Origin of the sequence: Bacillus sp. Marseille-Q3570 (genome assembly GCF_946151055.1) — a bacterium.
In the GTDB taxonomy this organism is placed as follows: Bacteria; Bacillota; Bacilli; order Bacillales; family Fictibacillaceae; genus Pseudalkalibacillus.
This window is the reverse complement of record NZ_CAMGYZ010000010.1, coordinates 142,412-149,015: the sequence shown is the minus strand read 5'-3', so window position 1 is coordinate 149,015 and position 6,604 is coordinate 142,412. Positions and strand designations below refer to the sequence as shown.

Sequence of the window (6,604 nt, the reverse complement as noted above, 5' to 3'; positions counted from 1 at the left end):
CTCTTTGTCAGCTTCGTTCGTCCGGTACTCACGTAGGGCGAACTACGCTCCGTTCCTCCCGAACTTCGCTTCCGCGACCTCCTTGCTTCTACACTGTCAACGTACTTTGAAGGATAAGCGGCGGATCTCTTTGTCAGCTTCGTTCGTCCGGTACTCACGTAGGGCGAACTACGCTCCGTTCCTCCCGAACTTCGCTTCCGCGACCTCCTTGCTTCTACACTGTCAACGTACTTTGAAGGATAAGCGGCGGATCCCTTTGTCAGTCTTGTTCTTTCGATTTAGGCAAGCTGTCAATTTTTTTTCATGATGTGAACTTTTCATCCGAAAAGTTTTCAATTCTTTATCATAGAAAAGGCGCAGGGTTACTACGCCTCTCTCACCTACTAGCATACCATTTTTTGCTTAAACGGTAGAATGCTTTTCCTCTTTTTGCATTTCTTTTTCCAATTGTGCGATCCGTGCATCGATCGTGTGACGGTGATAACTGGAGTTGACCTGGTGTTCAAGCCGGTCGAGGTATTGCTCGATTTCACCGAAACGGGAGAAGGACTTGCTTGAGAATTCGTTGGATGAGACGACCTTATCCATACGGTGATGTGCTCGCGTGATGTTTTCGCGTCCCATCAACTCCATACGCTTGATGTACATATCCTTCAGCTTGTGCTGCATCACTTCATATTTCTGTTCAAGTTCTTCAAGCTGTTTCACCGCGTTTTCTTTCGAAGTTTTCAAACGCTCAGCTCGCTCACTGTATTGCGCTTGTTCTTGAGCTGCGAAATGATGAAGCTCTTCTTCATTTGCTTTCAAAGCGATCTCCGCTTGATGCTTTCGTTTTTCGGCTAGTTCAGCAGCTTTCTCGTATTCGCGGGTGAACTCCTCACTCAACAAATATTGCCGTTCGACTAGCTTTCGTACTTTCTCAACTTCCTTTTCGCATTCGCGCAGGTACTGATTGAGTACACTGATCGGGTTCTTACGTTCTTTTTCATCAATCATATCGTGAAAATCTGCTTCAATCGTCTCTTTCAATCTTCTAAAAAGTTTAGCCATCGTCCAATTCGCTCCTTTTAAATTAGTTTCGATTAATTTCCGCCCATTCACGTTCAAAGTTCGTGAACGGATCGTCTTCTTTTTCAATTTTTTCAGTGACGCCATCTTTCTTGTTCCATTCCTTGTACACAACATATAAGATGTACAGGGCAACAACTCCTAGGATTGCAGGCACGTTTGCGACCGCGATGCAAAGTGCGATGATTCCGACCGCTACCCAGAAGATTTTCTTAGATGACTCATCAGTCTTCGTAAATTGTTTCACCGCGTAATACCCGATGACGAGGCTCAATGCCAGCCCGATCATTGGTCCGAGGTTTCCAATAAGGACAATCGCCGCAATTGCTCCTAGAATGAATAGTCCTAGTTTTTTCATCGTTTTCTTTCCCTCCTTCTTTTCATGTTTCTATCGTATCTAGAATCCTGTTTTTCTATAAGGAGCCTGAGCTTTAACTTTTACTAAGACTTGAGACGTAGTTGGCTGTCGGATTTTCGTTTTTCATTGAAAAAAGCTTATCGAAATTAATCGATAAGCTTCCGTTTTGAGTTCGCGCGTAATGATCAAGAAAACCCGCGTGTTCAATTTTAAAGGCTTGTGTATCTTCGTTTGTAAATGTCCAAGAAATCAACAATAACTAACATCCCTTTTTCCAAAGGTAAGAGCCAGGACATCACACCCTGGCTCTAAGTATTCTCTATTTAAAAGATTTAACACCCAAATAATGGTCTTGCCAATAATCGATCGTCAGATCTGTCACTTCTACACCGTTAGATCCAGCATGGATCATCTTATTGTCGCCAATATAAATTCCGCTGTGCGAAGCTCCTTCTGTATCATAAGTTCCTTCGAAGAAGACAACATCTCCGACTTCTGGAGAATCTACTTGTTCTCCATCATACTTCCACATGTCGCTTTCTTTTCTTTCTAAATCAACGCCAACTTCTCCAAAGACATACTGGATGAAGCCACTGCTATCAAAACCGTCTGGTGTCGTACCTCCCCAAACATAAGGTGTCCCAATCAGACTTTCCGCGATTGAAACAACATCAGTTTCTGAAGCCTGGTCATCAGAAGTTGAATCGTCGGAACTCGTTTCAAGATCAACGGAATTCTCGGATGTTCCAGATGTTGATGATAATGCGTCAAGCGTTTCTGGACCTGCTAAACCATCTACAGTAAGACCTTGTTCAGCTTGAAAATCCTTTACTGCTTGTTCTGTTATAGGTCCGAAAATGCCATCCAGGTGATACGAGTAATATCCGAGTGAGTCCAATTCTGTTTGTAACGTCTCTACATTTCCACCGCGATCCCCTCTATCCAGGACCGATGTGTCTTCTTGATTACTAGAAACATTTTCCTCAACAGGTTTGGAATCAGCATTCGCGAATACACCGTCACTCATTAGTGGTGAGACTGCCAGTGAGGCAACCAAAGTTGATGAAATGACATACTTTCTTGCAGACGATCTTGATGTAAACATTAAATTCCTCCTTAATGTACTCTAGTTTTTGTAAGCGCGCCCTACCAGTTTGAAAAACACGAGTCTTTCAAACCAATTCCTAGTCTATCAGACGAATCCTGTAATGAGGTTGCACGGACATTAAGGTGACATAAGAAACTGTTTACACACAATAAACGAACTATGAAATCCCCTTCCACCTCAGGTTTTCTAAGAATCCAACTCCAATTACAAACACAAAAAACACCCATCAAATGGGTCTCATGAGCGTTAAAATATTCCTTTAAATGCACGTTTTTTCTAAAATCTGTACGATAAGTGGATGTTTTATTGCAGGTTTTTACCAGTAAAATCCAACCGTTCCCGATATTCAATTCAATTCTTATAACAGTATTTGGAAGGTTTTCCGGGTGCTGAAGTCGAATACGAAAGGTGTTAGGGGGGATTGATATGGAAGCAATCCATAACGTTATCGAAAAGTATTTTGCAAGTTGGAATAAGGCGTTCGACAGTAAAAATAGTGACGGGATCAGGGAACATATGTCTGAACGTTTCGTCGGTTATTGGGGACGGTCTGGCATGGATGAGCCGATGCAATACGGTTACGACTATGATCTCGATAATGTACTTGGTCAATATAAAGATGCCCATAAAAGTTTCGAAATCTTATCGCTCACCGAACGAAAGCCTGGCGAAGAATTCTTGGTCATCGGCAGAGAAACGAACGTCATCCAGGGTATACCCCACCATGCAAAGGCGATGTTCATTTGGCAAAAAGAAAACGAAAAATGGAAATTACAAAGGGAATTCATTGAGCTCGAGAAATGATCTGGTGGAATGATGGATACGATCATATGGGAAAATTTAAAGGAATTTGGCTGCGAATACATGCAGGTAAAGGAACGCGGCGATGAACTGTCTGTTGAAAGCACGATTATTTCGATCAATGACGGAAAACCCATGAAGGTGACCTATAAATTGCTGTTAGAGCAGTGGAAAACGAAAAAAGCGACAATTGAAGTGGATCAAACCTTTCTAGAAGTCACATCGGACGGTGAAGGGATCTGGTTCGACCAATTCCGGCGCTGGATCCCTGAACTCGATGGGGCGATTGATATCGATATCTCAGCAACACCCTTTTCGAATTCACTCCCGATCAACCGGTTTGATTGGAAAGCAGGGCAAATGAGGGATTTCGAAATGGTCTATGTATCCATCCCTTCAATGGAATTGAAAAAGGTCCACCAGAGATATACTTTTGTGGAACAAAAGAGTAGCGCGCGGATATTCCGATATGAAAGTCCAACCTATCAATCCTTAATTACAGTCGATAAAGAAGGACTGGTGATTGAGTACCCGGAACTTTTCAAACGGCGGTATTGAACGTGTGGTATGATATACTGATTGAAGTGAAATGGACATAATAAAGGATGGAATGCAACATGGATGGACAAAATCGTGCGAATATACAGCCAGGTGTCGAGGTCGACATCGTATTGAAAAAAGATCAAAGAACCGGCAAGTTGACCCGGGGTGTCGTGAAGGATATCCTGACGAATTCCAGTTTTCACCCGCACGGCATCAAAGTTCGCCTTCAAGACGGACAAGTCGGACGCGTAAAAGAAGTTTTTTAAGAGAACTTGATAAATAAGTTTAATAAGGAAAGCTGACCGAAAATGATATTTCGGTCAGCTTTTTTTCATTATTTGGATTGTAAATGAGTGATTTGGGAGCTGGTCGCGGAAATTTGGTGTGTGCTTGAGCTATTTCGGAAAGTTCTTGTGCAATTTCGGAGTGATCTTGAACAATTTCAAGGGCATCTTGTTCAATTTCGGGGTGATCTTGTACAATTTCAAAGTGATCTTGTGCAATTCGGTACGATTTTACTACGGAAAATCGTTTCATCTAATAACCCGTTCCCGCCTCAAGCTCAACTTTTATAAAACAAATACAACCCGAATCCGAGGGTGTCTCTTCCCCAGCGCAAGTAAGTAGAGCGCCACTTCCTGATCCGGTCGCGCATCGCGGCAACGTCTGGATCATCGGGATTCTCCAGACAATACTTCTCCATCGAAGAAGAGTATAACCACTCATACGCGTCCCACTCATCCTCACTTGTCACATGCGCCCACATCGGAATCAAACCAAGATCTACCCCAGCCTCGATGTTCGCATGATGAGTAAGCAATTCTTCTTTAGTCGCCCCAAGCGCTTCCAGGTACGCTGCTTCAGGTTCCTTTTTCCAGTATCCTTCACCGACCAGCAGGTATCCACCGGGTTTCACTACTTCACTCATTTTTTCCAAAGTAAGCCGGTAGTTCCCGAGAGCATGCGTCGCCCCGAGGCAAATCACAGCATCGAACACTCCATCGATATCATTCATCACTTTTTTCGCATCGTCATTCACGATTCGCAATCGACCTGGACCAATCCGCTGATCCGCATAATTACGCGCAGCATCAATAAAATCCGCTTCAATCTCAATGGCAGTCCCCACCACACCATGACGCTCGATCAAATCGATCAGCACACCGCACTTTCCTGCTCCGATATCGAGCACTTTCTCCCCGCTGCTGAACGGGATATGATCCAGCGTCGCCCTCAGCTTTTCCTGACTGATCGGGTTGCAGATTTCGTGATTACGGTGCGCGATTATGGAAAATTTGTTTATCGCCATCCTCTTCCTCCCCGTTCAAAAAACTACTTTGCGTCGACGAGTTCACCAGCATACAATGTCTTCTCCTTGAGTTGAAGGTCAAGTTTACGAGCCAGACTCTTCAACGTACGCTCTTCACCTGGTGTTACAATAGAAATGACGGTTCCGCTCTCACCTGCTCTACCGGTACGTCCAGACCGATGAAGATATTGCTTTTCGTCTTCTGCGACATCAACCTGGATGACATGTGTGAGCCCTGTAATATCGAGACCTCGAGCTGCTACATCCGTCGCCAGCAGCAGGTTCGTCTTCCCATCGCGGAATTGCTGCAATGCATGCTGGCGCTCATTTTTCTTCAATTCACTATGCAAAAGACCAACCGGGATCCGATTATAGTCCAATTTATCCGCCATCACAGACAGGTCGCCAATGTCTTTGCCGAACGCAAGCCCCTTCATGTCCTTCAAGCGTCCGATCTTCTCGAGGGCTTTCGCTTTTTCACGGCGTTCCGTCACGATATAAAGATGATCCACTTTCCCGCTCTTCTGTGTAGCACGGTTCACTTTGATGAGCTGAGGACCATCCATGAATTCGCGGCCGACCTCTTCCGTTTTTTCTGGTAACGTCGCAGAAAACAGCAGCACCTGTCGATCGGCCAATGTCGACTTGATGATCGACTCGATCGTTTTCAAATGCTCTGGTACAAGCAGTTGATCGCCTTCATCGAGAACGATCGTCTTCACTTCATGCATTTTCAACTTTTTCATTTTGATCAATTCTTCAACACGGCCAGGTGTCCCCAAAATGACCTGCGGGCTCTTCTTTTTCAGTTTTTCAATCTGTCTTTTCACGTTCGCTCCGCCAATAAGAGAGGCTCCAGTTATCCCGCTTCCTTCTGCCCACTTCTGCACTTCTTCAAAAATCTGCATGACAAGTTCACGAGAGGACGCCATGATCAAGGCTTGCGGGTCTTTTTTATCCGGGTCGATCTTCTCCAAAATCGGCAGCAGATAAGCAAGCGTTTTTCCCGTTCCAGTCGGAGATTCCGCAATCACATCATCCCCTTGTAATATCACCGGGATCGCTTCGGTCTGGATTGCTGTCGGTCGTTCAAAACTGGATTTTTCCCAGGCTTGTTGTAGAAAAGGCTTCGTTATATGTAATGATTCCATCATCATTCTCCTTTTTATAAAAACGACTTTAATCTTTGATTAGTTTAGTCAATTATGAAGCTCCCATTCAGACGCTTCACTACTAGCCTACACCATGTGGAATCCGTTGAATAGTGAACATTTTTCTACCAGGGCTGAAAGTAGCGAATAAAGGTTGTTTTCGTCTAGTGGAGCAGATCGTTTTCTGTCGATTGACCGATAAATAATCCATTCCGGCCGTAATAATACAGATTTTGGCCGTAGAGAGATATTTTTCAGACGTCCCA

9 protein-coding genes are annotated in these 6,604 nt (G+C 44.2%); 3 read left to right on the top strand and 6 right to left on the bottom strand.

The genetic code is table 11. From position 1 onward, the window contains the following. Window positions 1–402: 402 nt before the first annotated feature. From N8M93_RS16180 to N8M93_RS16170, 3 genes are all read right to left on the bottom strand, one after another. A complete protein-coding gene (locus N8M93_RS16180) occupies window positions 403–1,050 on the bottom strand; it encodes a PspA/IM30 family protein (protein WP_261133563.1) in 648 nt (215 codons plus the stop codon). Window positions 1,051–1,072: 22 nt separating this feature from the next. Further along, complete coding sequence (locus N8M93_RS16175; protein WP_261133561.1) at window positions 1,073–1,426, bottom strand: flagellar basal body rod protein; 354 nt, start codon at window positions 1,424–1,426, stop codon at window positions 1,073–1,075. 319 nt (window positions 1,427–1,745) lie between these two features. After that, window positions 1,746–2,531 carry an NlpC/P60 family protein gene (locus N8M93_RS16170; RefSeq protein WP_261133559.1) on the bottom strand — a complete coding sequence of 262 codons (786 nt, stop codon included), beginning with the start codon at window positions 2,529–2,531 and terminating at the stop codon, window positions 1,746–1,748. A gap of 429 nt (window positions 2,532–2,960) precedes the next feature. Here N8M93_RS16170 and N8M93_RS16165 point away from each other — a divergent pair, with 429 nt between their 5' ends. The 3 genes from N8M93_RS16165 to N8M93_RS16155 are packed head-to-tail and all read left to right on the top strand — an operon-like array spanning window position 2,961 to window position 4,144. After that, a complete protein-coding gene (locus N8M93_RS16165; RefSeq protein WP_261133558.1) occupies window positions 2,961–3,338 on the top strand; it encodes a nuclear transport factor 2 family protein in 378 nt (125 codons plus the stop codon). A gap of 12 nt (window positions 3,339–3,350) precedes the next feature. Continuing rightward, window positions 3,351–3,893, top strand: coding sequence for a putative glycolipid-binding domain-containing protein (locus N8M93_RS16160; protein ID WP_261133557.1), 543 nt, complete (start codon window positions 3,351–3,353; stop codon window positions 3,891–3,893). A 59-nt stretch (window positions 3,894–3,952) separates the two neighbouring features. Next, window positions 3,953–4,144 (top strand): YwbE family protein, encoded by a 192-nt coding sequence (locus N8M93_RS16155; protein WP_261133556.1) that lies wholly within the window; start codon window positions 3,953–3,955, stop codon window positions 4,142–4,144. 19 nt (window positions 4,145–4,163) lie between these two features. Here the strand turns inward: N8M93_RS16155 and N8M93_RS16150 are convergent, their stop codons facing one another. The 3 genes from N8M93_RS16150 to N8M93_RS16140 are packed head-to-tail and all read right to left on the bottom strand — an operon-like array spanning window position 4,164 to window position 6,338. After that, window positions 4,164–4,415, bottom strand: a complete 252-nt coding sequence (locus N8M93_RS16150; RefSeq protein WP_261133555.1) for a hypothetical protein — start codon at window positions 4,413–4,415, stop codon at window positions 4,164–4,166. Window positions 4,416–4,440: 25 nt separating this feature from the next. Beyond that, a complete protein-coding gene (locus N8M93_RS16145) occupies window positions 4,441–5,187 on the bottom strand; it encodes a cyclopropane-fatty-acyl-phospholipid synthase family protein (protein WP_261133553.1) in 747 nt (248 codons plus the stop codon). Window positions 5,188–5,210: 23 nt separating this feature from the next. Next, on the bottom strand, window positions 5,211–6,338 hold the full coding sequence (locus N8M93_RS16140; protein WP_396125633.1) for a DEAD/DEAH box helicase: 1,128 nt from the start codon (window positions 6,336–6,338) through the stop codon (window positions 5,211–5,213). Window positions 6,339–6,604 lie beyond the last annotated feature (266 nt).